Below are 26,617 nucleotides of genomic sequence, written 5' to 3'. Positions count from 1 at the left end.
GGCCGGCAATGACGCGACGTCAGGCGCGGCCCCGCGCAGCGAGCCGCCCGCCGGCGAGGCGGCCCGGACCCCGCAGGGCGCGGCCGAGCCCTCCGCGGCCGGGAGCGGCACCCCCGACGAGGCCGGTCCGCGCCGGCAGGACGGCGACTGGGCACGGATCCGCCAGGAGATCGCCGCCCGCCGCCAGGCCGAGCTGCGCGCCCGCGAGGAACAGAAGGCCGCCGCCGCGAGCGGCCAGGCCAACGCTGCATCCGGGCCCGCATCCGGCCCGGCTCCGGGCGCGGAAGGCGCCTCCGACCGCCCCGGGGACACCCCCCCGGTGAGCCGCAACGGCGAGTCCGGCCCGGCCCGGCGCTACGAGGACGACGACGATGACGACGACGACCTGCCCCGCCCGCGCGTGACCGCCGAGCGCCGCGACCTCACCGTGGTGCCCGACAGGCCGCTCACCAGCCCCGCCGGCACCGAGGTGGGCGCGCCGGCGAAGCCGCGCAACAAGCCGCGCAATGCCAAGCCCGCCGCCGGCCGGCGCCCGCGCCGCCTGCCGGCCTGGCTGATGCCGGTGACCTTCGTGCTGCTCGTGCTGCTGCCCGCCGCCATCGTGATCAACTATCTCTACGAGAAGGCGGCGGACCAGTATCACTCCGTGGTGGCCTTCTCCGTGCGCTCGGAGGAGGCGCCGTCGGTTTCCGAGCTCGGGGTCTCGCTGCCCACGGTCACCGGCCCCTCGGACAGCGACATCCTCTACGAGTTCATCCAGAGCCAGCAGATGGTCGAGACCCTGCAGGGCGACCTCGACCTGCGCGCGATCTACAACAAGCGCCCGGATGACGAGATCTTCGCCTTCGGCACCGACCACCCGATCGAGGACCTCGTCGACTACTGGAACTGGGCCACCACGGTGGACTACGATTCGACCACGGGGCTGATCGAGGTGACCGCGCTCGCCTTCACCCCCGAGGACGCGCAGAACATCGCCCAGGGCGTGCTCGACGAGAGCTCGCAGCTGATCAACTCGCTCTCCACCCAGGCGCGCGAGGACGCGATCAGCTACGCGCGCACCGACGTGGAGGAGGCCCAGGCCCGGCTGCGCGAGATCCGCCTCAAGCTGCGCCAGTTCCGCGACCGCGAGCAGACCGCCGACCCGACCCAGGACGTCGAGGTGCAGATGGCCCTGCTCACCGCGCTGCAGCAGAACCTCGCGCAGGCGCTGATCGACCGGGCCGAGCTCACCGAGGTGACCAGCCAGAACGACCCGCGCATCGCCCAGGCCGACCGGCGCATCCGCGCCGTGGAGCAGCAGATCGCCGAGGAGAAGGCCAAGATCGGCAACACCAGCGAGGACCCCGACAGGGCCGTGCCGCTGGCCAGCACCGTGGGCGAGTTCGAGGAGCTCAAGACCGATCTCGGCTTCGCCGAGGAGGCCTATGTCACCGCGCAGAAGGCCTTCGACGAGGCCCGCATCGAGGCCCGGCGCCAGAGCCGCTACCTCGCGCCGCACATCCAGCCCACCTTCAGCCAGCAGCCGCAATACCCGCAGCGCCTGCTGCTGAGCGCGCTCACCGTGGGTGCGCTGATCGCGATCTGGGGCGTGCTGATGCTGCTGGTGGTCAACGTCACCGACCGCCGCTGACCCCTGCGGCCCGCCGCCCCTCGGGGGTGGCGGGCCCGGCACGGCCGGAACCCCCGCTCCGGAAGCCGCCTGCCCCCTTCCACACCCGCCGGCGCCGCAAGCGCTCCGCAGAAGCCATCGCGGCGCCGCCGGGGCGCGCATCGCCCTGCGTCGGGCGCCTGCGCCCGTGCCCGGCTTCCGCCTGCGCGGCCGGCAGCACCTCCCCCGCCCCGGCGCCGCCATCCATGCAGCAGCGCAGCGCCGCGCCCCCGGGCGCAGGCCGCATGGCGCGGCGCCCGCCCCGTTCACCGCCCCGGCGCCGACCCCTTGTGCGACAGCCCGAAACACCCGACATTCAGGGAGCAGCCCGGCCGCTCGCGCCGGGCGCGCGAAACGCTCCGCAACGGGAGGACGGGTCATGGCCGGAGGCTGGGCGCGTGACGGCGCCGTACAGGAACAGATCGACGCCTCGATCGAGGACGAACTCAAGCGCATGCAGGCCCGCCGCCTGCCGGGCGGGGAAAGCCGCACCCATTGCGCCGAATGCGAGGAGCCGATCCCCGAGGCCCGGCGTCAGGCGCTGCCCGGCGTGAAGCTGTGCATCGACTGCCAGCAGGAGCGCGACCGCCGCCCCGAACAGCGCGCCGGCATCAACCGCCGCGGCTCGAAGGACAGCCAGCTCAAGTAGCCGCCCGCGTGGCGCCCCGGGCAACCACGGGCCCGGAAACCCTGCCCGGCAGGCGCGCAACGGGGCTCGCCGTCATCCCGGGGTCATCCCGGGCGCGGGACAGCCTGTCCCTTCACGCAGGGCGCCGGCGAAGGGCTGCCTCCGGAAAGGCGCCGGCCACCCGCGCGGCCCTCCCGGCGCCGCAGGGGCCGGCCGGCAGGCACCGGCGCGCGAGCCGGACGGGCGACTGCTGACCGGAGCCGCCCCGGAGTGCCCCGGCCGTCGCGATGCGTCCCGGAGGGGGCGCGGCGCGTCGCGGACACCCCGGCTTGACCTCCGCCCCGGCTTCGCCGAACCTCCCGGCCGCGACCAGCGAAAGGATCTCCCATGACAAGCACCGCCATCGACCCCCGCCTTCTCGACCGTCTCGCGGAGGTCGCGGTGCGCGTGGGGCTGAACCTGCAGCCGGGCCAGGAGCTGGTGCTCACCGCCCCGGTGGAGGCCCTGCCGCTGGTGCGCCTCGTGGCCGCCGCCGCCTACCGGGCCGGGGCCGGGCTGGTGACCCCGGTGTTCTCCGACAGCGAACTCACCCTCGCGCGCTACCACAACGCCCCGGACGAGAGCTTCGACCGCGCCGCCGGCTGGATGTTCGAGGGCATGGCGAAGGCCTACGAGGCCGGCGCCGCGCGCATGGCCATCGTGGGCGACGACCCGATGCTGCTCGCCGCCGAAGACCAGGAGCGGGTGTCGCGCGCCGGCAAGGCCACCTCCGTCGCCTACCGCCCGGCGCTGGAGAAGATCGCCAATTTCGACATCAACTGGAGCATCATCTCCTACCCCGGCGCCGCCTGGGCCGGGCGGATGTTCCCCGATCTCGCCCCCGAGGCGGCGGTGGCGAAACTGGCCGAGGCGATCTTCGCCGCCTCCCGCGTGACCGGAGACGACCCCGTGGCGGCCTGGGAGGCCCATAACGCCGCCCTGCGCACCCGCACGCGCTGGCTCAACGACCGGCGCTTCTCGGCGCTGAAATACTCCGGCCCGGGCGCCGACCTCACCGTGGGCCTCGCCGACGGGCACGAGTGGCACGGCGGCGCCTCGGAGGCGAAGAACGGCGTGGTGTGCAACCCCAACATCCCCACCGAGGAGGTGTTCACCACCCCGCATGCCGCGCGGGTGGAGGGCCGGGTGCGCGCCACCAAGCCGCTCTCGCACCAGGGCAGCCTGATCGAGGACATCGAGGTGCGCTTCGAGGGCGGCCGCATCACCGAGGCCCGCGCCAGCCGCGGCGAGGCGGTGCTGCTGAAACTGCTCGAGACCGACGAGGGCGCCCGCCGCCTGGGCGAGGTGGCGCTGGTGCCGCATTCCTCGCCGATCTCGGCCTCGGGGCTGTTGTTCTACAACACGCTCTACGACGAGAACGCCTCCTGCCACATCGCCCTCGGCCAGTGCTACTCCAAGTGCTTCCTGGGCGGCGCCAGCCTCTCGACCGAGGAGATCGCGGCCCGCGGCGGCAACGCGAGCATGATCCACGTCGACTGGATGATCGGCGGCCCGGACACCGACATCGACGGCATCACCGCCGACGGGGCGACGGTGCCGGTGTTCCGAAAGGGGGAATGGGTGGAGTGAGGGGGTAGACCCTGCCCCTGCCCGAAGGGCGCCGGGACCGGGCGCAGTTTCCACCCTGTCTCCGAACGGACTGGCATGCATCCGATACTGGCTTCACGATGCAGGTTGGACATGAGCACGGTCGCGAACGGATGAACCTCCGCGTGAGGGAACGCTCCGGACACGCATCGGGCGCAGGCCGGCAAGGTGCGAAGCCTGCCTGCCTCGGTGGCCTGAATACGCGGCGCCGGAGGATTCGTTCACTCCGGGCCCGCCGTACCGGACAGGAGCGAAGACATGGTTGAATACCTCGATATGAAGACGCTTCCGGCCACGATCAGGATGGCCCGGGGTGACTTCAACGCAATTTCCGAAGACGAGACCGGGCAGAAATCCATCTATCAGTTCGAGCATGAGAACACGCGCGAAGGGGAGACGGCTTTCGTCTACGATGATGATGGCGTCTTCGAGGGCGTCGCCTTCGTGATCGGCTTCGTGTGTGTCGTGGAGAGAATACGGCACAGGGAGCCCTGGATGCGCTCCCGCGAGTGGCGTGCGAAGATGGTTGATGACGGCATCTACAGGGGGCGGAAAAGCGACGTCACCCCGTGACCGCCTTCCGGGCCCTCTCGCCTGAATGCCGGGCCCGCCCGTGCAGGCCGCCCGGCAGATGACGTGACGGCAGCGATGTGATGCCCGCGATGCGGCTCGCTGGCCGTGGCATGGATGAGCCGGAAACCGGGTTACTCCCCCTCCAACCGCTCGCAAATCCCCTCGATCGCCACCTTCACCCCCTCGGGGTTGTAGAACGAGCCGCGCACCTGCCAGTGGGCGGCGAGGGCGCGGCGGAGGTCTCGGGCGAGGGTGGGGTCGACCGGCTCGGGCGCGGTCCAGAACGTGTCGAGGCCCGACTGGTGGGTGAGGCCGGCGATGTTGAACACCGCGTCGCCCAGCGCGATCACCGATTTCTCGACGCCGATCGCGTGCAGCCCCACCGTGGAATTCGCCAGGATCACCCCGCGCGAGGCCTTGATCAGCGGCGCGAGGCGCTTGCTGTCGACGAGGTGCACCCGTTCGGAGATGCCGTGGCGGCGGGCGACGCGGGCGACCCGGCGGGGCCAGAACTCCAGCCCGCAGTCCAGCGGGTGGGTCTTGATGACCAGATGCGCCTCGGCGGGGGCGTTGGCGGCGAAGCTCGCGGCCACCTCGTCGAGCATCTCCTCGATATGGCCGTAATCGGTGGAGGCGCGGATCTGGTAGTCCATCTGCAGCTGCAGCGCCACGAGGTAGAAGGGCCAGGCGCCGGAGAGCGCCTCGTCGACCTTCGCCTCGTCGCGCCCCCCGGTGACCGCGCCGGCGACGAGCTGCGCCAGCCAGGCGAGGTATTCCGCCACCGGCCAGTAGTACTTGTCGGAGCGGTAGAGCGGGTAGAGTGGCCGGCCGAAGACCATGGCGAGGTTGTAGGACACTTCGCGCGCGCTCTCGGCCCAGAAGCCGTGGGTGTAGCGCGGCTCCATGTCGGGGTCGGGGCGGCCCTCGGCGAGGCGGCGGATCTCGGCGGGGTCGGACGGGATGGTGGAATGGCGGCCCATCGCCTCGGGCTCCATGGTGAGCCAGTCGGGGCGCAGGTAGCCGAACTCGATGGCGTGCACGCGGATGCCGCGTTTCTTCGCCTCGGCCAGCGCCACCACGTGGTAGGGCAGCCGGTCGGCGTAGTAGAGGATGTCGGTGACGCCCTCGCGCTCGAGGTAGTCGGCGAGCCAGCCTTCCCAGCCGGCGAAGGAGCCGCGGTAGTTGTGCGCGCCGCGGCGCGGCCAGCTCAGCCAGTCCGCCGTGTTGAGGTTGATGCGCCGCACCGCGTGGCCGCGGGCCTTGAGGGCATCACCGAGGCGGGCCCAGAACAGGCCCGGGGGGCCCTGCAGAAACAGGAAGCATCGCGAGGAGGGCATGGGTCCGGAAGGCAAAAGGGCTTCAACTCGTCCGACGCAGTGGATAGAGAGTGGGGGGTGGGGTGTCAACACGAGACCGGGGGGCGCGCCCGGAAGCCAGGAGCCAGATGACGTCGCCGAGCCGCCACTTCCTGCTGTTGCAGGGCCCCTACTCGTGGTTCTTCACCCATCTCGCGGAGGCGCTGCGCCAGCGGGGTGCCGCAGTGACCCGCGTGCTCTTCTGCCCCGGAGACCGGCTGTTCTGGCGCGGCCCGGGCGCCGTGGCCTATCGCGGCCGGCGGGAGGAGTGGCCGGGCTTCGTGCGGCGGCTCGCGGCCGAGCGCGGCATCACCGACATGGTGAGCCTGGGCGACGGCCGGGAGATCCATTCCGCCGCGATCGCAGCGCTGCGCCCGGAGGGCGTCCGGGTGCATCTCGTCGAGCAGGGATACCTGCGGCCCGCCTTCCTCACCGTGGAGCCAGACGGCACCGGCGGGCACAGCCGCTTTCCCTCCGACCCCGCGACAATCCGCCGCCTCGCGGCGGGGGCGCCGGCCCTGCCCCGGCCGGCCTACCGCTCGAGCTTCGCGGCCTTCTCGGCAATGGACGTGTCCTATAACCTGGCCAACCTGCTGGCCGGGCGGCTCTTCTATCCCCATTACCGCACCCATGCGCTCGACGGGCCCCTGCGGGAATGGGCCGGATGGGTGGGCAAGGCGGCCCGCTACCCGGCCCGCGCCCGCGGCCGCGAGGCGGCGCTGGCGCGCATCGCCTCGCACCGCGGTCCGAAATTCCTCTTGCCCCTGCAGCTCGAAACGGACTACCAGATCCGCCTGCACGGGCCGGAGGAGGGGCTGCGCGCCACGCTGAAGCGGGTGATCGCCTCCCACGCGGCCCATGCCGGGCCGGAGGCGCTGCTGATCGTAAAGCCGCATCCGCTCGACAACGGCCACGCGCCCTGGGCGCGACTGGTGCGTGACAGCGGGCATCCGCGCTGCATCTGGCTCGACGGCGGCAATCTCGACGCTATGTTGTCGGAGATGGTGGGAGTTGTGACCGTGAACTCGACCGTGGGACTGACGGCGCTGCGCGCAGGCGTGCCCGTGATCGCCCTCGGCCGCGCGATCTACGACGTACCCGGGCTCACCGCGCAGGACGGTCTGGATGCCTTCTGGCAGCAGCCGCCGCGGCCGGACCCGGAACTGCTCGACGCGTTTCAGCGGGCGCTCGGAGCCACCATACAGGTGCCCGGGAATTTCGACGGCACCGGCGCCAGGCCAGGCGCGGAGGCCGTGGCAGGGCGGCTGCTCGCCCCAGCGGAGTTCGATTGAACAGATGACCGACTTCAGACGGATCGTGCTCACCGGTGCCTCCTCGGGCATCGGGGCCGCACTGGCGGGCGAACTGGCCGGCCCGGACCGCGCGATGCTGCTCATCGGGCGCAACCCGGAGCGACTCGAGGCGGTGGCCGAGCTGGCCCGGCTGAAGGGCACGCAGGTGGACACGGCGCTGCTCTCGGTCACCGACACCGAGGGCATGGCCCGCGCCCTCACCGCCTGGGACGCCATCGCCCCGGTGGACCTGGTGATCGCGAATGCCGGCATCTCCGCCGGGCTCACCGGGCGGGACCGCCCGGAGCCCGAGGGCGCCGCCCGCGCCCAGGTGGAGACCAACCTGCTCGGACTGCTCAACACGGTGGAGCCGATGCTGGCGCCGATGATGGCGCGCGGCGCCGGCCGGCTGGTGCTGATCTCGTCGATGGCGGCGATTCGCCCGCAGCCGGACCTGCCCTCCTACTCCGCCTCCAAGGCGGGCGTGCGGGCCTACGGCATCGCGCTGCGCGGCTGGCTGCGGCCGCTGGGCGTGGGGGTGACCGTGGTCTGCCCCGGCTTCGTGACCTCGCCGATGTCGGCGCGGCACGCGGGCTTCAAGCCCTTCGAGGTGAGCGCGGGGCATGCCGCGAAGGTCATCCTGCGCGGGGCGCGGCGGGGCCGTTCCTCGGTGATCTTCCCGCTGCCGCTGGCCCTGCTCGCATGGGGTGCGAACCTGCTTCCGCCTGCAATTTCCGAGCGTCTCGAGCGGGTTTTTGCCGCCCGGATAGAAGCGGGGTGATGGACGTGGGCGGAATTATCGTGAAGAATCCGGCAAATGGTGCCTTGAAGGCGTCAATACTTCAGCTAAAGTGCAGAGGATGCTGCACTGCAAAAACAACAGTGGCGGGCATGGGGACAGAACTCCTTGATGGCGAACGCGTGCACTCGGGCAGCTGGGTGCGAGTTGACGGCATGGCATCCCGAGATATCAAAAGGTATCGTGCATGAGCACTGACTTCAGCGGTTACGACATTGCGGTCACCGGCTACGCCTGCCGCCTGCCCGGAGCGTCCACGCCGGACGCGTTCTGGAACGTGCTGGAGAGCGGCACCTGCGTGATATCGCAGATCCGGAACGACCGGTTCGAAACCGGCCTGCTCTACGATCCCGACCCCTCGGCGCGCGGCAAGTCCTACACGCTCGCCGCCGGGCAGCTCGACTCCGTCTGGGATTTCGACCCCGGCTTCTTCTCGCTCTCGCCGCGCGAGGCGGCGCAGATGGACCCCCAGCACCGCGTGCTGCTGCAGGTGGTCTGGGAAGCGCTGGAGCATGGCGGGCTGCGCCCGGCCGAGATGGATTCGGAGCGCACCGGCGTGTTCATCGGCGCCTCCAGCTCGGATTACTCCAACCAGTTCTTCTTCGACCTGCCGCGCATCGACAGCCAGTTCATGACCGGCAACACCCTGTCGATCGTCTCGAACCGCATCTCCTACCTGCTGAACCTGCGCGGGCCGTCCTTCACGGTCGACACCGCCTGTTCCTCCTCCTTCTACGCCCTGCACCAGGCCACCCAGGCGCTGGCGCGCGGCGAGATCGACACCGCCATCGTGGGCGGCGTGAACCTGCTCCTGTCGCCCGGCCCCTTCGTGGGGTTCTCGCGCGCCTCGATGCTCTCGCCCAACGGGCTGTGCAAGGCGTTCGACGCCTCGGCCGACGGCTACGTGCGCTCCGAGGGCGCGGTGGCCTTCATCCTGCGCCGCGGTGACGTGGCGCGCGCCGAGGGCGACACGGTGCGCTCGATGCTCATGGGCTCGGGCATCAACTCCGACGGCCGCACGGTGGGCATGTCGCTGCCCTCCATGCCGCGCCAGCGCGCGCTGCTGGAGTACATGCGCCAGGCCTTCGGGCTGAACCCGGACGACCTCGCCTTCCTCGAGGCGCATGGCACCGGCACCGCGGTGGGCGACCCGATCGAGGCGATGGCCATCGGCGAGAGCTTCGGCCAGCCGCGCGGCGCCGCCCTGCCGGTGGGCTCGGCCAAGACCAATTTCGGCCACCTGGAGCCGGCTTCGGGCCTGGTGGGGCTGCTCAAGGCGCAGATGGCGCTGGAGAAGCACCGCCTGCCCGCCTCGCTGCACGTGAACGAGCTGAACCCGAACATCGATTTCGGCGCGCTGAACCTCGAGGTTGCCACCGAGGCGCGGGACATCCCGCGGCGCGACCGGCCCTGGGTGGCGGGCGTGAACTCCTTCGGCTTCGGCGGCGCCAATGCCCATGTGCTGCTGCGCCAGGCCGATGCGGCCGAGCGCGGCGCCCGGGCCGATGCCCCGGCCCCGCGCGCCCTGCCGCTGAGTGCCGCCACCGCCGAGAGCCTCGCCGAGCTGGCCCGCGCCTGGCGCGACCGGCTGGAGGCCGCGGAGGAGGACGAGATCCCCGCCCTCGCCAATGCCGCCGCCTGGCGGCGCGAGACCATGCCGCACCGGCTCGTCGCGCTCGGCAGCAGCCGCGCGGAGCTGATCGAGGCGCTCGACGCCCATGCCGGCGGGCGGAAGAGCGCCGCGCTGGTGGCCGGGCGCAGCACCCGCACCGCGGGCAAGACCGCCTTCGTCTTCTCCGGCAACGGCTCGCAATGGGCCGGCATGGGGCGGCATCTCTACGCCTCGAACCCGGTGTTCTCCGCCACGTTCGACGCCGTGGCCGCCCTCTTCGCCGAGCGCGGCGGCGCCGACCTGGAAGCCCTGCTGGCCGCCGACGACCTCGAGGCGCAGCTCGGCTCCGCCGCCGTGGCGCAGCCGGTGCTCTTCGCCGTGCAGATGGCGACCGTGGCCGCACTCGACGCCGAGGGCCTGCGCCCCGACGCCGTGGCCGGCCACTCCGTGGGCGAAGTGGCGGCGGCCTGTACCGCCGGCATCATCTCGCTTTCCGACGCGGTGCAGCTCATCCACACCCGCTCGCTGGCGCTCGACACGCTGCGCGGCACCGGCGGCATGGCCGCGGTCTCGGCCGCGCCGGCCGACGTGGAGGCGGCGCTGGAGGAATCGGGCCTGCAGGGCGTGTGCATCGCCGGCATGAACAGCCCGCGCTCGGTCACCGTCTCGGGCGACCGCGCGGAGATCAAGGCGCTGCTGGCCCACCTGCGCAAGACCCGGCGCGTGGCCGGCGTGATGCTCGAGATCGACCACCCCTACCACAGCCCGGCGGTGGAGCCGCTGCGCCGGCGGATGATCGACGACCTGAAGGGCCTGCAGCCGCAGGAGAGCGCCGTGCTCTACGCCTCCTCCACCACGGGGCAGGTCGCGCATGGCAAGTCGCTCGACACCGATTACTGGTGGCGCAACGCCCGCGAGGTGGTGCGCTTCGAGGAGGCGGTGGAGGCGCTGTGCGAGGCGGGGGTGCAGACCTTCGTCGAGATCTCGCCGCGCCCGGTGCTGCAGAACTACGTGAAGGACAAGCTGCGCGGCCTCGGCCATTCCGGCACCTTCGCCAAGACGATGGACCAGGGGGCGGCCGCCGACACCCCGGCCTCCGCCATGGCCGCCGCCGCCTTCACCGTGGGCGCCACGCTCGACCGCGCCGCCTTCTTCGGCCCGCGCGCCTCCGCGCCGGAGGCACTGCCCGCCTACCCCTGGGCCAACACCGCCTTCCGCGCCGAGCCCACCACCGAGGCCGGCAACAACTGGGGCCTGCAGGACTACCACCCGCTGATCGGCCGGGCCTACATGATGGGCCAGACCGTGTGGCAGGGCGACGTGAACCCGCGCAGCCTGCCCTGGCTCGCCGACCACCAGGTGGACGGGGCGATCGTGTTCCCCGCCGCCGGCTTCGTGGAGATGGCGCTGGCCGCCGGCAGCCGCATGCTCGGCCGCGAGACGGTCGAGCTCACCGATTTCGAGATCCTGCGCCCGCTGGTGCTCGACGCCCAGACCGGCGCCGCCGAAACCCGGGTGACCGGCGACGTGCTCACCGGCGTGGTGCGCATCGAGGCGCGGCCGCGCCTCTCGGACGGCGACTGGGCGCTGCATGCCTTCGGCACCGTGCGCGCCGTGCCCTCCGCCGCCCATGTGGAGATCGCGGAGGTGACCGGCGGCACCCCGGTGGAGGCCGCGGCCTTCTACCCGCCGCTCGCCGCCCTCGGCCTCGCCTATGGGCCGAGCTTCGCGCTGGCCGACAACGTCCGGGTCTCCGGCGCCCGGGCGCGGGCCGACATCGACCCCGCCCGCGGCCCGCAGGACGCGCGCCTCGCCCTCAACCCCGCGCAGCTCGACGCCGGCATGCACGGCGTGTTCCGCCTGGTGACCGAGCACGCGCCCGAGGGCAGCATCGACGGCATGGTGTTCCTGCCGGTGCGCTTCGGTGCCCTGCGCCTGCTGCGCCCGGGCACGGACGTGTGCTCGGCCCGCATCGAGATCACCCGCCGCTCGGCGCGCGGGGTGGAGCTGCGCCTCACCCTGCATGACGCCGGGGGAGAGACCGTGGCGGCGGTGGAGGGGCTGCGCCTGCAGGCCGCCCGGCTGCACGGCCGCTCGGGGCGCGACGACATCGCCTGGCGCCAGCGCCTGGTGCGGCTGCGCCCGACCGATTTCAACGTCGCCCTGCCCAAGGGCTGGGCCTCGCCCGCCGCGCGGCTGCGCGCGCTCGGGGCGGCTTCCGTCTCCGAGCCCGACCCCGACGCCGGCGCCCTGCTGCTCGACGCCGCCTGCCGCCGCCTGTGCTGGGACGCGGTCGCCCCCCATGCCGAGGGCGGCGCGCTGCCGCCCGTGCCGGCAACGGTGGAGGCCTCGGCCATGCCGCTCTTCGAGCGGATGATCGCCGCACTCGAGGAAGACGGCGCGGTGGAGGACGGCCGGCTGGCGCCCGCCTGCCCCTATCCCGGGATGGACGAGCTCGTCGAGATGCTGATCCGCGAGGCGCCGGAGCGCGCCTCCGACGTGCTCGACCTGATGCGGCTGGAGACCGACCTTCCCGCCCTGCTCGCCGACGGCCTGCCGGCCGAGGCGCCGGCGCCCGGCGGGGTCGACCTCTCGGCGGCGCAGCGCGCGCTGTGGCAGGTGTCGGCCCGGGTGCTCGACGATCTCGCCGAGCACTGGCCCGGCGAGGACCGGCTCAACATCCTGCTGCTCGGCGCGGTGCCGCCGGCGGCGCTGGCGCGGCTGCTGGCCGGCGGGCGGGTGGATACCGTCACCGTCACCGCCGCCACCGAGCGCCAGGTGGAGCTGATGCGCCGCACCCTGCCGCATGACCCCGCGCTCTCCATCCGCCCGCTCGCCGAGGCGCTGGAGCCGCTGGGCCATGACGTGATCCTCACGGTCGACAGCCTCGCCCAGCTCACCGACGAGCGGCGGGAGCTGCTGTCCGAGAGCCTCGCGCTCTCCGGCCTCTTGCTGGCCGTGGAGCCGGCGCCGAGCCTCGCGCGCGACCTGCACCACGGCGGCAGCACCACCTGGTGGGCCGAGCGCGGCACGCCGGACTGGGAGGCGCTGCTCTCCGACGGGTTCCGCGAGATCACCCGCCAGCCGCTGGACACCGGCACGGTGGAGGCGGTGATCCTCACCGGCCGCCCGCGCCAGCAGGCCGTGCGGGCGAACCTGCCCGAGGCCCGCGGCGAGAACCAGCGCGCCGCCCTGCTGGTGCTGGCCGACCAGCGCCCGGCAAACCTGCAGCTCGCCGCCCTGGTGGAGGCCTCGCTCTCCACCTCCGGCCTGCGGGTGGAGTGCTGCACCGCCGGCGAGGCGCCGGTGCTGCCCGCGCCCGCGACCGACGTGATCCACCTCGCCGACCTCGCTCAGGACGGGGACGACCCGCTGGGCGTGGCCGAGCGGCGCATCGCCACCCTGCGCAGCCTGATCGGGCTCGAGCACCGGCCCCACCGCATCTGGACCGTGTGCCGCGGCGGCCGCCCCGGCGCCACCGGCCCCGCCGCCGGCCGCCTGCCCGGCGATGCCGCCACCTGGGGCGCCATGCGCGTGCTGGCGAACGAGTATCCGCAGACCGATTTCCGCACCATCGACTTCGCCCCCGAGATCGAGGCCGAGGCGCTGGCGGAGGAGCTGTGCAGCCTGGTGCTGTCCGGCCCGGCCGATTCGGAGATCGTGGTCGGCCCCGGCACGGTGCTCTCGCCGCGGGTCGAGCCGATCCGCGAGCTGCGCGACAATGCCCGCACCGGCGACGCGCTGCGGCTGGAGATCGGCCAGCAGGCCGCGCTCGACACCCTTGGCTGGCACGCCGCCACCCGCCGCGCCCCCGGGCCGCGCGAGGTGGAGATCGAGGTGCGCGCCACCGGCCTCAACTTCCGCGACCTGATGTGGGCCCAGGGCCTGCTGCCGGAAGAGGCGCTGGAGGACGGGTTCGCCGGCCCCACGCTGGGCATGGAATGCTCCGGCACCGTGGTGCGGGCCGGCCGGCAGTCGGGCTTCCGCAAGGGCGACGCGGTGATCGCCTTCGCGCCCTCCTGCTTTGCCAGCCATGTCACCGTGGGGGCCGAGGGCGTGGCCAGGCTGCCCGCCGGCACTTCCTTCGAGACCGCGGCCGCGGTGCCCACCATCTTCGTGACCGCGCAATACGCGCTCGCCACGCTCGCCAACCTGCGCCGGGGCGAGACCCTGCTGGTGCATGGCGGCGCCGGCGGCGTGGGCCTCGCGGCGCTGCAGATCGCCAGGCGCCTCGGCGCGAAGGTGATCGCCACCGCCGGCACGCCGGCCAAGCGCCGGCTGCTGAGCCACCTCGGCGCCGACGCGGTGTTCGACAGCCGCTCGCTCGCCTTCTCCGACGACGTGATGGAGTGGACCGGCGGCACCGGGGTGGATGTGGTGCTGAACTCGCTCGCCGGCGAGGCGATGGAGCGCTCGCTGCAGTGCCTGCGCCCGTTCGGCCGGTTCATCGAGCTCGGCAAGCGCGACTTCTACGCCAACACCCGGCTGGGCCTGCGCCCGTTCCGCAAGAACCTCAGCTATTTCGGCGTGGATGCCGACCAGCTGCTGAGCCAGCGGCCCGACCTCGCGGAGGGCCTGCTCTCCGACATCGCGGCGGGCTTCGAGCAGGGCGATTATTCCGCCCCGCCGTGCCAGATCTTCGAGGGCACCGAGATCGTCGACGCCTTCCGGCTGATGCAGCAGTCGCGCCACATCGGCAAGATCATCGTCTGCCCGCCGCAGCCGCGCGCCCAGCGCGAGCGGCCGGAGCCGGCGCCGATCCGCGATGCCTGGCTGATCGCCGGCGGGCTGGGGGGCTTCGGCCTCGCCACCGCGCGCTGGCTGGCCGGGCAGGGGGCGAGCGCCGTCTGGCTGGTGAGCCGCTCCGGCACCCCGCGCGAGGCGGATGCCCCCGCGCTCGCCGCCCTGCGCGAAACCGGCATCCGGGTGGAGACCCGCGCCGCCGACATCACCGACAAGGCGGCCCTGCGCGGCATCATCCACGAGATCGAGGCCGGCGAGGCGCCGCTGCGCGGGGTGATCCACGCCGCGATGCTGCTGCGCGACGCGATGGAGCGCGACCTCTCGGCCGGGGACATCCACGCCGTGATGGCGCCCAAGATCACCGGCGCGCGGCTGCTCGACGAGCTGACCCGCGACAGCGCGCTCGATCATTTCTGGCTCTACTCCTCGGTCACCACGCTGTTCGGCAACCCTGGCCAGCTGCCCTACGTGGCCGCCAACGCGGCGCTGGAGAGCCTTTCGGCCGAGCGGCGGGAGGCCGGGCTGCCCGGGCTCGCCATCGCCTGGGGCCCGATCGCCGACCAGGGCTACCTCACCCGCGAGACCCGCACCCGCGACGTGCTGGACAAGCGCATGGGCACCCGCATGCTCACCGCCGCCGAGGCGCTGGAAAACCTGCGCCACGTGCTGGACGCAGGCCTGCCCGACGCCGCCGTCTCGGTGGCGCCGATGCGCTGGCGCAGCCTCGCGAGCGACCTCGCGCTGCTGAGCCGCCCGCTGTTCTCGCGCATCGACATGGGCGAGGCCGGCGGCATGGCAGACGGCGTGGCCGACCTGATGGCGATGATCGACGGGCTCTCCGACGACGCCGCGATCAAGAAGATCACCGCCGCCCTCGCCATCGAGACCGCGCGCATCCTGCGCCAGCCCGCCTCGGACATCGACCCCTACCAGCCCCTCACGGAGCTCGGGTTCGACAGCCTCATGGCGATGGACCTCAAGCTCGCCGCCGAGGAGGCGATGGGCATCACCATCCCGCTGCTCTCCATCGGCGACGGCATGACCCTGGCGCAGCTCTCGGGCCGCATCCTGGGCCAGCTGCGCGGCCAGTCCGCCACCGTCACCGGCGACGACAACGCCGACAAGCTGGTGAGCAAGCACATGGGAGGCGTGACCGAGGCCATCGACGAGGATATCGTGAAACGCGTGACCGACCACGCATCGAGCATCAAGGACTGACTTCGAATGGCCGAAAACCCGCTCCTCGACTCGCTGCGGCAGGCACGAAGTGCGCGCCGCCAGCGCCGTCAGGACCAGCCCGCCGAGACGCCGCGCGACGACACCACGGCCGGCCGGCCCGCCACCGGCTACGACTTCACCGCCCTGCCGGCCTTCAAGCAGATGCGTCTCCAGCAGGCGGCGGCCGAGCTGATCGGCATCGACAGCCCGTTCTTCCGGGTGCACGCGCATGAGGACCCCTCGCGCACGCTGATCGGCAACATGCGCTGCATCAACTTCGGCAGCTACAACTACCTTGGCCTGAACGACCACCCGGAGGTGCGCGCCGCCGCCGCCGAGGCGGTGGACCGCTACGGCGTCTCGGCCGGCGCCAGCCGGCTGGTGGGGGGCGAGCACGCCTATCACCGCCCGCTGGAAGAGGACATCGCCACCGCGCTCGGCACCGAGGACGCGCTGTGCTTCGTCTCCGGCCATGCCACCAATGTCTCGACCATCGGCACGCTGATGGGCCCGAAGGACCTGGTGCTGGTCGACAGCCTGATCCACAACTCGATCTCCGAGGGCGTGCGCCTGTCCGGCGCCCAGCGCATGAGCTTCCCGCACAATGATTTCGCCTGGGTGGACGAGACCCTGCGCCGCGTGCGCCGGCAGTTCGACCGGGTGCTGATCGTGGTCGAGGGGCTCTACTCGATGGACGGCGACTTCCCCGACCTGCCGCGCTTCGTGGAGGTGAAATCCCGCCACGACGCCTGGCTGATGGTGGACGAGGCGCATTCGCTGGGCGTGCTGGGCGCCACGGGCCGCGGCATCGCCGAGCACCAGAACGTCGACCCGCGCACGGTCGAGATCTGGATGGGCACCATGTCGAAGACCCTGTCGAGCTGCGGCGGCTACATCGCCGGCTCGAAGGCGCTGATCGACATCCTGCGCTACTCGGCGCCGGGCTTCGTGTTTTCCGTCGGTCTCGCCGCCCCGCTGGCGGCGGCGGCGCGCAAGAGCCTCGAGATCATGCTGCGCGAGCCCGAGCGCGTGGCGCGGCTGGCCGAGAACGGCAAGCGCTTCCGCACCCGCGCGCGGGAGGCGGGGCTCGACACCGGCCTCTCCGAGGGCTTCGCCGTGACCCCGGTGATCATCGGCGACAGCCTGCGCACCGCCTTCGTGGCCGATGACGTGCTGCGCGCCGGGGTGAACGCCCTGCCGATCATCGCCCCCGCGGTGCCCGACAAGCAGGCGCGGCTGCGCTTCTTCCTCACCTCCGAGCACAGCGCCCACCAGATCGACGAGGCAGTCACCAAGACCGCCGAGGCGGTGACCGCCCGGCAGGACGAGGACCTGATGGCCCGCCTGCGCACCTGACGCGGCAGCCCCCGGGGCGTCATGCCCCGGGGCGCGCACCTTCCCCCGGCACGGCCTGCACCGCCGGAAGCCGGCGCTTCCGGCCCGCCGACCGTCACCCCCTTCCCGGGCAGGGCGCCTGCCCCGGCCGAGCCGACCGCCGCGCCCGGTGCCGGCGCCGGTGCGGGCCCGCCGCGGCCGTCACCCTTGCGGGAACGGCGCGGGCGTGGTTCAAATTTCCCTGAGCGGGGAGAAAATCACGCATGCGCTACTCGGGCCTGTCGATCCTCAGGAACGCCCTGTCGGGGCAGAAGCACTGGGCCCCCGCCTGGCGCGAGCCGGCGCCGAAGCCGCAGTATGACGTGATCATCATCGGCGGCGGGGGCCACGGGCTCGCCACCGCCTGGTATCTCGCGCGCAACCACGGCATCACCAATGTCGCGGTGCTCGAGCGCTCCTACCTCGGGGCCGGGAACTCCGGGCGCAACACCACCATCGTGCGCTCCAACTACCACATCGCCGGCAACGAGCCCTTCTACGCCCATTCGCTGAAGCTCTGGGAGGGGCTGGAGCAGGACCTCAACTACAACGTGATGATGTCCCAGCGCGGGGTGCTGAACCTGTGCCATTCCGACGGCCAGTTCGACTTCTACGCCCGGCGCGGCAACGCCATGCGCCTGCACGGCGAGGACGCGGTGCTGATTGACCGCGAGGCGGTGCGCGGCTTCGCACCCTACCTCAACTTCCGCGACGAGCGCTTTCCCATCCGCGGCGGGCTGCTGCAGCCGCGCGGCGGCACGGCGCGGCATGACGCGGTGGTCTGGGGCTATGCCCGCGCCGCCGACAGCCGGGGCGTCGACCTGATCCAGAACTGCGAGGTGACCGGCTTTCGCATCGAGAACGGCCGGGTGCGCGGGGTGGAGACCACGCGGGGCTACATCGGCGCGGGCAAGGTGGGCATGGCGGTGGCCGGGCGCACCTCGGAGGTGGCGCGGATGGCCGGGCTGCGCCTGCCGATCGAGAGCCAGGTGCTGCAGGCCTTCGTCACCGAGGGGCTGAAGCCGCTGCTGCCCTCGGTCATCACCTACGGCATGGGGCATTTCTACATCTCCCAGTCCGACAAGGGCGGGCTGGTGTTCGGCGGCGACATCGACTTCTACAATTCCTACGCCGCGCGCGGAAACCTGCCCATGGTCGAGCACGTGATGGAGGCCGGCATGGCGATGATGCCGATGATCGGCCGCGCCCGGGTGCTGCGCTCCTGGGGCGGCATCGCCGACATGACCATGGACGGCTCGCCGATCATCGACCGCACCCCGGTGGAGGGGCTCTTCCTCGACGGCGGCTGGTGCTACGGCGGCTTCAAGGCCACGCCCGCCTCGGGCTGGGCCTTCGCCCACCTGCTCGCCACCGGCGAGAGCCACGAGACCGCCCGCGCCTTCCGCCTCGACCGTTTCGCCACCGGCCATGTCCTCGACGAAGAGGGCACCGGGGCGCAGCCGAACCGCCACTGAGGAGACGACGGATGCGCATCCCCTGCCCCCTCTGCGGCGAGCGCGACCTGCGCGAGTTCACCCCCTGGGGCGATGCCGCGCTGATGCACCGCCCGGGCTTCGACGCAGGCCCCGAGGCCGCGCATGCCTACCTGCACCTGCGCGAGAACCCCGCCGGGCCGCACCGCGAGCTGTCGTACCACGAGCTCGGCTGCGCCGCCTGGCTCGTCGTCACCCGCAACACGCTCACCCATGAGGTGATGGGCGCCGCCCTCGCCGGCGAGGGCGCGGAGGGGGGCGCATGAGCCGGCTCGCCTCCGGCGGGCTGGTCGACCGCTCGCGCCGGCTCTCCTTCACCTTCGACGGCCGGCGCCTTTCCGGCCACCCGGGCGACACGCTGGCCTCCGCGCTGCTGGCCAATGGCGTGCGGCTGGTGGGGCGGTCGTTCAAGTATCACCGGCCGCGGGGCATCTTCTCCGCCGGCTCGGAGGAGCCGAACGCCCTGATGGAGATCGGCGTGGGCGCGCGGCGCACGCCCAACACGCGGGCCACCCGGGTGATGCTCACCGAGGGCCTCGTGGCGCGCAGCCAGAACGCCTGGCCCTCCCCCGCCTTCGACCTGATGGCGGTGAACGACCTCGCCGCCCCCCTGCTGGGCGCGGGCTTCTACTACAAGACCTTCATGTGGCCGAAGAGCTTCTGGGAGCGGGTCTACGAGCCGCTGATCCGCCGCGCGGCGGGGCTGGGGCGGCTCGCGGGGCAGGACGACCCGGATGTCTACGACCAGGCCTTCGCCCATGCCGACCTGCTGGTGATCGGCGCCGGCCCCGCCGGGCTGATGGCGGCGCTGGAGGCGGGCGAGGCCGGTGCGCGGGTGATCCTCGCCGACGAGGATTTCACCCTCGGCGGCCGGCTCAACGCCGAGACCGCCCCGCTCGCCGGCGCCGCCCCGCATGCCTGGGCGGCGCACACGGTGGCCCGGCTCTCGGCCATGCCCAATGTCACGCTGATGCCGCGCACCACCGTGTTCGGCGCCTATGACGGCGGCATGTACGGCGCGGTGCAGGAGGTGGCGGGCCATCTCGCCGCCCCGCCCGAGGGCTGCCCGCGCGAGACCCACTGGCGCATCCGCGCGCAGGCGGCAGTGCTCTGCGCCGGGGCGATCGAGCGGCCGGTGGCCTTTCCGGGCAACGACCGGCCGGGGGTGATGCTGGCCTCCGCCCTGCGCAGCTACATCACCCGCTTCGGGGTGGCGCCGGGGCAGCGCGTGGCGGTGTTCACCAACAACGACGACGGCTGGCGCACCGCGCAGGCGGTGGAGGCGGCGGGCCTCACCCTCGCCGCGCTCATCGACAGCCGCGAGGGCGTGAGCCCGCCCACCCTTTCCGGCCGGGTGATCACCGGCGCGGTGGTGACCGACACCGCCGGCCGCCGCGGCCTCACCGGCCTGACCTTGCGCGCAGGCAGCCGCACGGAGCAGCTCGCGGTGGATTGCCTCGCCGTCTCCGGCGGCTGGAACCCCACGCTGCACCTCACCGCCCATCTTGGCGGCCGGCCGGAGTGGGACCCGGGCCTCGCCGCCTTCGTGCCCTCCGCCGCCCATGTGCCGGGCCTGCGCGTGGCCGGGGCGGCGGCGGGCGTGTTCACCACCGCGGGCGCGCTGGCCGGCGGGCAGGCGGCGGCGGCCGAAGCCCTCGCCGAACTGGGCCGGACCGCGCCCGGCCTGCCCCTGCCGGAGGCCGAGGACATGCCCCCCCGCCTCACCCCGCTCTGGGCGGTGCCGGCGCGCGGCCGCGCCTGGGTCGACCTGCAGAACGACGTGACCACCAAGGACATCGCCACCGCGCGCGACGAGGCCTTCGGCGCGCCCGAGCACCTCAAGCGCTACACCACGCTGGGCATGGCCACCGACCAGGGCAAGACCGGCAACGTGCTGGCGCTCGGCGTGCTCGGCGCCCTCACCGGCCGCGGCCCGGAGGAGGTGGGCACCACCACCTTCCGCCCGCCCTACACGCCGGTGACCCTCGCCGCGCTGGCCGGCCGCCACGCCCGCGGCGCCTTCCAGCCGGTGCGCGAAGCGCCGTCGAACGCGCTGGCCCGCGCGCGCGGCGCGCCAATGATCGAGGCCGGGCTGTGGAAGCGCGCGGCTTACTTCCCGCAGGCGGGCGACACCAGCTGGCGCGATGCCTGCGACCGCGAGGTGGGCTTCGTGCGCGAGGCGGTGGGGGTGTCCGACGTCTCCACCCTGGGCAAGATCGAGATCACCGGCCCCGATGCGGCCGCCCTGCTCGACCGGGTCTATACCGGCACCTTCTCCACTCTCGCGCCCGGGCGGGTGCGCTACGGGGTGATGCTGCGCGAGGACGGGTTCGTCTTCGACGACGGCACCACCGCCTGCCTCGGCCCCGGGCATTACGTGATGACCACCACCACGGCGAACGCGGGCCCGGTGCTGCGCCACCTCGAGTTCTGCCTGCAGGTGCTCTGGCCGGAGCTCGACGCGGTCTGCGCCTCGGTGACCGAAGGATGGGCGCAGTTTGCCGTGGCGGGGCCGAAGGGCCGGGCGCTGCTGGAGCGGGTGGTGGCCGAGGATGTCTCCGACGCCGCCTTCCCCTTCATGGCCTGCGGGTCGGTGAGCGTGGCGGGCGTGCCGGGGCGGCTGTTCCGCATCTCCTTCTCCGGCGAGCGCGCCTGGGAGATCGCGGTGCCCTCGGGCCATGGCGACGCGCTGGCCCGCCTGCTGGCGGAGGAGGCCGAGGCGCTCGGCGGCGGGCTCTACGGCATGGAGGCGCTCAACGTGCTGCGCATCGAGAAGGGCCATGTGACGGGGGCCGAGCTGCACGGGCGCACCACCGCGTTCGACTGCGGCTTCGCGAAGATGATGTCCTCGAAGAAGGACTATATCGGCCGCGCCGGCGCCGCCCGGCCGGGGCTGAACGGGCCGGAGCGCGCGCAGCTGGTGGGGGTGAAGCCGGTGGACCCGGGCGCGAAGCTGCTCGCCGGCGCGAAGTTCCTCAACCGCGGCGCCGAGGCGGTGGCGGCGGAGGAGCAGGGCGACCTCACTTCGGTCTGCCATTCGCCGGTGCTGGGGCACATGATCGGGCTCGGTTTCGTGGTGAACGGCCGCGCCCGGCGTGGCGAGGTGATCCGCATGGTCGACCTGCTGCGCGGCGCCGACATCGAGGTGGAGATCTGCGCGCCGCATTTCGTGGATCCGGAGGGGGAGAGACTGCGTGGCTGACCTGCGACACCTGAGCCCGCTCGGCCCCGGCTTTGCCGCGCTTCAGGCCGGCCGCTGCACCCTCGCCGAGCGACCGCACCGCGCGAAGACCGGGCTGCGCCCGTTTCGCGGCCGGGCGGCGGCGCTCTCGGAGGTGCTGGGCGGGCCGCTGCCCGCGCCGCAGGGTCGGGCGGAGACGCCGCATGCCACCCTGCTCTGGTCCGGGCGCGGCGCCTGGCTGGCGCTGGGGGCGGAGGCCGCCGCCCTCGCCCCGCGCCTGCACGGCCTCGCCGGCGTGACCGACGAGAGCGACGCCTGGGCCGAGCTCATCCTCACCGGCCCGGACGCGGAGGCGGTGCTGGCCCGGCTCTGCCCGCTCGATGCGCGCAGCCTCACGCCTGCCTCCGCCGCGCCGACCGAGCTCGCGCATTCCCGCGCGCTGATCACCCGCGAGGGGGAGGGATTCGGCCTGCTGCTGCCGCGCTCCTCGGCGGCCTGGACGGTGCACGAGATCGGCGCGGCCATGCGCAGCATCGCCGCCCAGCAGGGTCTCGGCGCCGGCTGAAGGCCCGGACCGGGGGCAGGATGCCGCGCCCCCCTTGCAGGGCCCCCCACAGAAATGCTGCGCCTGCACAATGCCTTGGCGCGGGCCATTGTGAGACTCCTCACAATTTTATCCAGTATTCCTTGGTATCTCGCGCATGGCCGCTATTCGTCTTTGGCGATTTTCGTGGCGCCTGCCCCGTATCATATTGCACTGCACAAGAGGCGGAATGCGTGCCGCCACCCCTCAGACCCGAAAGTGATTGCGATGAAAACCATGATCCTCGCCGCCCTGCTGGGCGCAACCGCTTCCGTGGCCGCCCAGGCGGACACGCTCACCCTCGCCACCCCGATGAGCGGCGGCACCCTGCATGCCGGTGCCGTCGACATGTCGGTCTACTGGCTGCCCGCCGAAGACGACGCGCTCGAGGTGGTCGCCTATTACACCGAGCGCGGTGAAGAGGCCGCGCCGCGCCTGCTGCAGATGCGCCTCGGCGCGGAAGACCGCGTGGTCTTCGGCCTGCCGGGCCAGGCGGGCACCGCCTACAGCTTCGAGCGCGAGGCCGGCGCGCTGCGCGTGACCGCGGCGCCGGTGCAGTCCGACCTCACCAACTGAGGCCCGGCCCCCGGGCCGGAACGGAAAGAGCCTGCCGCGGGGCCCCCGCGGCAGGCTCTTTTCACATCTGCACGTGACATGCGCCCGGGCTCAGAACCCGTAGAGCGCGGCGGGCGTGTCGACCAGCATGCGGTTGCGGGTGGTCTCGTCGGGCACCCAGTCGAGCATGAGGTCGAGCAGGGCGGCATCGTCGGGCGCGGTGCCGGGCTTCACCCCCACATGCGGCCAGTTCGAGCCCCAGAGCAGCCGGTCGGGCACCGCCTCGACGATGCGGGCCGCCATGGCGCCCACGTCCGACCAGTCCGCCCGCTGCGAGGTCTCGTAGCCGGCGCAGAGCTTGGCCCAGGTGTCCTCGCGCTTGAGCACCCGCAGGAAGGCGTCCATCGCCGGGCTGTCGGGGGCCACCGGCTCGAGGAACTTGCCGACATGGTCGATGATGAAGGGCACCGGCAGGGCGGTGAGGGCGGCCTCGTGGCGCTCGAAGTCGCGGCCGTCGAACTGCACCATCAGGTGCCAGCCGTAGGGCTTCACCTTCTCGGCCACGGCATGGGCCACGTCGAGCCGGGCGGCGCCGCCGAGGTCCATGATGCGCGCGCCGCGGGCGCCGGCCTCGTGCCAGCGGGCGATCTCGGCCTCGGTGGTGTCCGGCGTCACGGCCACCACGCCGCGGGCGATGTCGCCGAATTCCTCCAGCGCGCGCAGGGTGCAGGTGTTGTCGGCCTGGAAGGCGTTGGACTGGGTGACCACGACCCGGCTCAGCCCCAGCCGGGCCATCAGCCGGCGGTAGTCCTCGGGCGTTGCCGGCTCGGGCACCGGCGGGCCTCCGGGGGCGGAGGGCACGCCGGGATAGTAGATGTGGATGTGGCAGTCGGTGGCGCCCGCGGGCGCCTTCAGCTTCGACGCCGGGCCGTCGGTGTTGCGCATCTCAGGCCTCCATGGCGTAGCGGGCAAGCGCCGCGCGGTCGATCTCGATGCCGAGGCCGGGGCCATCGGGCACCTTCACCACGCCGCCCGTGTGGGTGATGGGCTCGGTGAGCACCGCCATGCGGAAGGGGTTCGGGGTCTGGTCGAACTCCAGCATCGGCTGGCGCGGCTCGTGGCGCGAGGGGTAATCCGGCAGGATGGCGAGGTATTGCAGCCCCGCCGCCACCGCCACGCCAGTGCCCCAGCAATGCGGGATCACCCGGATGGAGGCGGCGGAGGCCATGTCGGAGACCTTCTTTGCTTCCGAGAGCCCGCCCATGCCGCAGACATCGGGCTGCAGGATGTCGACCACCCGTGCCGCGATGGCGCGCGCGAAGCCCCAGCGGGTGTGCCAGGTCTCGCCGCCCGCCACGGGGATGGGCTGGCCGGCGCGCAGGGCGCGGTAGCCCTCGAAATCCTCCGGCACCACCGGCTCCTCGAACCAGCCGATATCGCAATCGGCCACGGCGCGGGCGAGCTTCAGTGCCTCGATCGCGTCATAGCCGTGGTTGGCGTCGATCATGAAGCCGATGTCGGGGCCGATCGCCTCGCGCACGGCGCGGATGGCGGCGATGTCCTCGGCGATGTCATAGCCGATCTTGATCTTCACCGCGCCGAAACCCTGCGCCACGTAAGCAGCGGTTTCCTCGGCGAGATAGGCCGGGCGGCCGGGCTTCAGCCGGCGGAAACCGCCGGTGGCATAGGCCGGCACCTCGGTGCGGAAGGCACCGCCGAGCAGCTCGTGGCAGGGCACGCCGAAGCGCTTGCCGGCGATGTCCCACAGCGCGATGTCGATGCCCGAGAGGGCGGTGACGGTGAGGCCGGTCTGGCCCTGGTCGCGGAAGGAATTGTAGAGCAGGAGCCAGAGCGGCTCGATCCGCCCTGCCTCCTGCCCGATCAGCAACGGCCGCATCGCGCGCACCATGGCGGCATTCGGCAGCGCCGGGCCGAGGCATTCGCCCCAGCCCGTCGTGCCGTCCTCGCAGGTGATCTCGACGAGGCAGTGCTGCCTGCGGTCGAACTGCCCGGTGGCGCTCTGGAACGGCTCTTCCAGCGCGGTGTCGAGCAGGTGGACCGAGACCTCGGCTATCCGGCTCATGCGTGTTCCAGCACGTACCGGTTGATGACGGGGCGGAACATCTCCAGCTCCTCCTCCGTGAGGTTGGTGAGCGGCGGGCGCACCGGGCCGGGGTCACGCCCGATGAGCTTCAGGCCGGCCTTGATGATCGACACGGCATAGCCCGGCGAGCGGTCGCGCACCGCGGCGAACGGGTAGAAGAAGCCCTTCAGGATCTCCTCCATCTTCGCGTTGTCGCCGGCGCGCAGGGCGGCGTAGAAGCTCAGCGCCAGCTCGGGCGCGAAGTTGTAGATCGCCGAGGAATAGGTGGTGACGCCGGCGCCGTTGTAGGCCTGGGCGAAGAGCTCATGCGTGGGCATGCCGCCGATGTAGGTGAGGCGGTCGCCCAGGGTGCAGGTGATGTGGCGCACGGTGTGGATGTCGCCCGAGCCGTCCTTGAAGCCGATCAGGTTCGGGCAGGCGGCGCAGAGCTTCGCCAGCGTGTCGGCCTTCAGCTGGGCATTGTCGCGGTTGTAGACGATGACGCCGATCTTCACCGCGTCGCACACCGCCTTCACGTGGTCGAACAGGCCCTGCTGGTTGGCGAAGATCAGGTAATGCGGCAGCAGCAGGATGGCGTCGGCGCCCGCGGCTTCGGCGGCCTGGGCGATGTCGATGGCCAGCCGGTGGCCATAGCCGCAGCCGGAGATGATCGGCATGTCGCCGGAGACCGATTTCGCGATCTTCACCGCCTCGACCACCTCGGAGGGCGCGAGGGAGTGGAACTCGCCGGTGCCGCCGGCCACGAACAGCGCCGCGGCGTCGAACTGCGACAGCCACTCCACGTGGTTCGCCAGGCCCTTGCCGTCCATCGTGAGGTCGGCGTGGAAGGGCGTGACGGGGAACGACAGCAGGCCGCTGCCGATGCGGGTTTTCAGATCATTGAGGGACACGGGCGCATTTCCTCCTGGCCGTCGTTTTCCGGCTCAGAATAAGTCATATGATGACTTAGTCAAGAGACATCATCGAATGCTGCGCAGCAGGGTCTCGTAGCGCACCAGCGAGCCGCGCAGGTGGGTTCGCATGGCCGAGCGGGCGCGCTCCACGTCGCCCGCCGCGATGGCCTCGACGATGGACATGTGCTCGGCCTGGATGCGCTCGAGATAGCCCTCCGGCACGGTGCTGGTGATCTGCGAGCGCGGGATGGTGCGCTGGCCGAGGAATTGCAGGAACTCCGGAAACAGCGGGTTGTTCGTGGCTTCCATGATGGTGAGGTGGAAGGCGAAATCCGCCGCCTCGGCCCGCTCGCCGCGGGACACGGCGCGGGTGATCTCGGCGCAGGCCTCGCGGATGCGGGCCTGCTGGGCGGGGGAAGCGCGCTCGGCGGCGATGCCGGCGGCCTCGATCTCCGTTGCGGTGCGCAATTCGAGGATCTCGATGATCGAGGACAGCCGGTCGAGGCTGCCGCGCAGCATCTCGAGGCCCGACGCCGGCGCCGGCCTGTCGAGCACGAAGACGCCCACGCCGTGGCGCGGCTCGACCAGCCCGTCGGCGCGCAGGCCGGAGATCGCCTCGCGAATCACCGTGCGCGACACGCCGAACTCGGCGATCAGCCCCTGCTCGGTGGGCAGCTTGTCGCCCGGGCGCAGCGCGCCGGTCTCGATGCGCTCGCGCAGGATGCCGGTCACCTTCTGGGTCAGATTCTCCCGCGGGCGGCGGATCTCGGCGCTGGCTTTCATGGACAGGTCCCCGTTGCTGACGTGACGTCCACCATAGGTGGTGTGGCGGCGGGCTTCAATTGCGCCACATTGACAGGTCATCATACCACACATAGGATGACTGCAACAGCAAACAGCGGCCCAAGGCCGCAGC

Annotated in this window: 18 protein-coding genes; 13 read left to right on the top strand and 5 right to left on the bottom strand. The window is 72.4% G+C overall.

The window, feature by feature from the left end; translation table 11 throughout:
- The 4 genes from D3P35_RS22635 to D3P35_RS22620 all read left to right on the top strand — a co-directional run.
- The coding region (locus D3P35_RS22635) for a capsule polysaccharide export protein (RefSeq protein WP_118138207.1) at positions 1 to 1,633 on the top strand (1,633 nt) is incomplete at its 5' end.
- Positions 1,634 to 2,030: 397 nt separating this feature from the next.
- Positions 2,031 to 2,300 carry a DksA/TraR family C4-type zinc finger protein gene (locus D3P35_RS22630; RefSeq protein WP_118138205.1) on the top strand — a complete coding sequence of 90 codons (270 nt, stop codon included), beginning with the start codon at positions 2,031 to 2,033 and terminating at the stop codon, positions 2,298 to 2,300.
- Positions 2,301 to 2,666: 366 nt separating this feature from the next.
- Positions 2,667 to 3,908 carry an aminopeptidase gene (locus tag D3P35_RS22625; protein ID WP_118138203.1) on the top strand — a complete coding sequence of 414 codons (1,242 nt, stop codon included), beginning with the start codon at positions 2,667 to 2,669 and terminating at the stop codon, positions 3,906 to 3,908.
- Positions 3,909 to 4,184: 276 nt separating this feature from the next.
- Positions 4,185 to 4,499, top strand: a complete 315-nt coding sequence (locus D3P35_RS22620) for a hypothetical protein (protein ID WP_118138201.1) — start codon at positions 4,185 to 4,187, stop codon at positions 4,497 to 4,499.
- Positions 4,500 to 4,630: 131 nt separating this feature from the next.
- On the opposite strand, the gene D3P35_RS22615 is transcribed toward D3P35_RS22620, so the two are convergent.
- Positions 4,631 to 5,836 carry a capsule biosynthesis protein gene (locus D3P35_RS22615; protein WP_118138199.1) on the bottom strand — a complete coding sequence of 402 codons (1,206 nt, stop codon included), beginning with the start codon at positions 5,834 to 5,836 and terminating at the stop codon, positions 4,631 to 4,633.
- A 107-nt stretch (positions 5,837 to 5,943) separates the two neighbouring features.
- Here D3P35_RS22615 and D3P35_RS22610 point away from each other — a divergent pair, with 107 nt between their 5' ends.
- The 9 genes from D3P35_RS22610 to D3P35_RS22570 all read left to right on the top strand — a co-directional run bounded on the left by D3P35_RS22610 (position 5,944) and on the right by D3P35_RS22570 (position 22,725).
- On the top strand, positions 5,944 to 7,146 hold the full coding sequence (locus D3P35_RS22610; protein WP_118138196.1) for a capsule biosynthesis protein: 1,203 nt from the start codon (positions 5,944 to 5,946) through the stop codon (positions 7,144 to 7,146).
- A gap of 4 nt (positions 7,147 to 7,150) precedes the next feature.
- Positions 7,151 to 7,927 carry an SDR family oxidoreductase gene (locus tag D3P35_RS22605; protein ID WP_118138194.1) on the top strand — a complete coding sequence of 259 codons (777 nt, stop codon included), beginning with the start codon at positions 7,151 to 7,153 and terminating at the stop codon, positions 7,925 to 7,927.
- Between the two features lie 205 nt (positions 7,928 to 8,132).
- Complete coding sequence (locus tag D3P35_RS22600; protein WP_118138192.1) at positions 8,133 to 15,518, top strand: type I polyketide synthase; 7,386 nt, start codon at positions 8,133 to 8,135, stop codon at positions 15,516 to 15,518.
- 6 nt (positions 15,519 to 15,524) lie between these two features.
- Entirely contained in the window at positions 15,525 to 16,874 is a 1,350-nt protein-coding gene (locus D3P35_RS22595; RefSeq protein ID WP_118138190.1) for an aminotransferase class I/II-fold pyridoxal phosphate-dependent enzyme, read from the top strand.
- A 242-nt stretch (positions 16,875 to 17,116) separates the two neighbouring features.
- Positions 17,117 to 18,367 (top strand): sarcosine oxidase subunit beta family protein, encoded by a 1,251-nt coding sequence (locus D3P35_RS22590; protein ID WP_118138188.1) that lies wholly within the window; start codon positions 17,117 to 17,119, stop codon positions 18,365 to 18,367.
- Between the two features lie 11 nt (positions 18,368 to 18,378).
- Positions 18,379 to 18,651 carry a sarcosine oxidase subunit delta gene (locus tag D3P35_RS22585; RefSeq protein ID WP_118138186.1) on the top strand — a complete coding sequence of 91 codons (273 nt, stop codon included), beginning with the start codon at positions 18,379 to 18,381 and terminating at the stop codon, positions 18,649 to 18,651.
- Complete coding sequence (locus D3P35_RS22580; protein WP_118138184.1) at positions 18,648 to 21,587, top strand: sarcosine oxidase subunit alpha family protein; 2,940 nt, start codon at positions 18,648 to 18,650, stop codon at positions 21,585 to 21,587. The genes D3P35_RS22585 and D3P35_RS22580 overlap by 4 nt, the downstream gene beginning before the upstream one ends.
- Positions 21,580 to 22,131 (top strand): sarcosine oxidase subunit gamma, encoded by a 552-nt coding sequence (locus D3P35_RS22575; protein WP_157982272.1) that lies wholly within the window; start codon positions 21,580 to 21,582, stop codon positions 22,129 to 22,131. Before D3P35_RS22580 ends, D3P35_RS22575 begins: the two co-directional genes overlap by 8 nt.
- A gap of 246 nt (positions 22,132 to 22,377) precedes the next feature.
- Positions 22,378 to 22,725, top strand: a complete 348-nt coding sequence (locus D3P35_RS22570; RefSeq protein ID WP_118138180.1) for a hypothetical protein — start codon at positions 22,378 to 22,380, stop codon at positions 22,723 to 22,725.
- A 90-nt stretch (positions 22,726 to 22,815) separates the two neighbouring features.
- Here the strand turns inward: D3P35_RS22570 and D3P35_RS22565 are convergent, their stop codons facing one another.
- From D3P35_RS22565 to D3P35_RS22550, 4 genes are all read right to left on the bottom strand, one after another.
- On the bottom strand, positions 22,816 to 23,649 hold the full coding sequence (locus tag D3P35_RS22565) for an amidohydrolase family protein (RefSeq protein ID WP_118138178.1): 834 nt from the start codon (positions 23,647 to 23,649) through the stop codon (positions 22,816 to 22,818).
- A 1-nt stretch (position 23,650) separates the two neighbouring features.
- A complete protein-coding gene (locus tag D3P35_RS22560; RefSeq protein ID WP_118138176.1) occupies positions 23,651 to 24,787 on the bottom strand; it encodes a mandelate racemase/muconate lactonizing enzyme family protein in 1,137 nt (378 codons plus the stop codon).
- On the bottom strand, positions 24,784 to 25,698 hold the full coding sequence (kdgD, locus tag D3P35_RS22555) for a 5-dehydro-4-deoxyglucarate dehydratase (RefSeq protein ID WP_118138174.1): 915 nt from the start codon (positions 25,696 to 25,698) through the stop codon (positions 24,784 to 24,786). Before kdgD ends, D3P35_RS22560 begins: the two co-directional genes overlap by 4 nt.
- Before the next feature lie 69 nt (positions 25,699 to 25,767).
- Entirely contained in the window at positions 25,768 to 26,484 is a 717-nt protein-coding gene (locus tag D3P35_RS22550) for a FadR/GntR family transcriptional regulator (RefSeq protein ID WP_118138172.1), read from the bottom strand.
- Positions 26,485 to 26,617: the final 133 nt, after the last annotated feature.

The sequence above is a fragment of the Oceanicella sp. SM1341 genome (assembly GCF_003448965.1).
In the GTDB taxonomy this organism is placed as follows: Bacteria; Pseudomonadota; Alphaproteobacteria; order Rhodobacterales; family Rhodobacteraceae; genus Paroceanicella.
The sequence above is the reverse complement of the archived record's forward strand: the minus strand, read 5'-3'. Positions and strand labels throughout refer to the sequence as shown.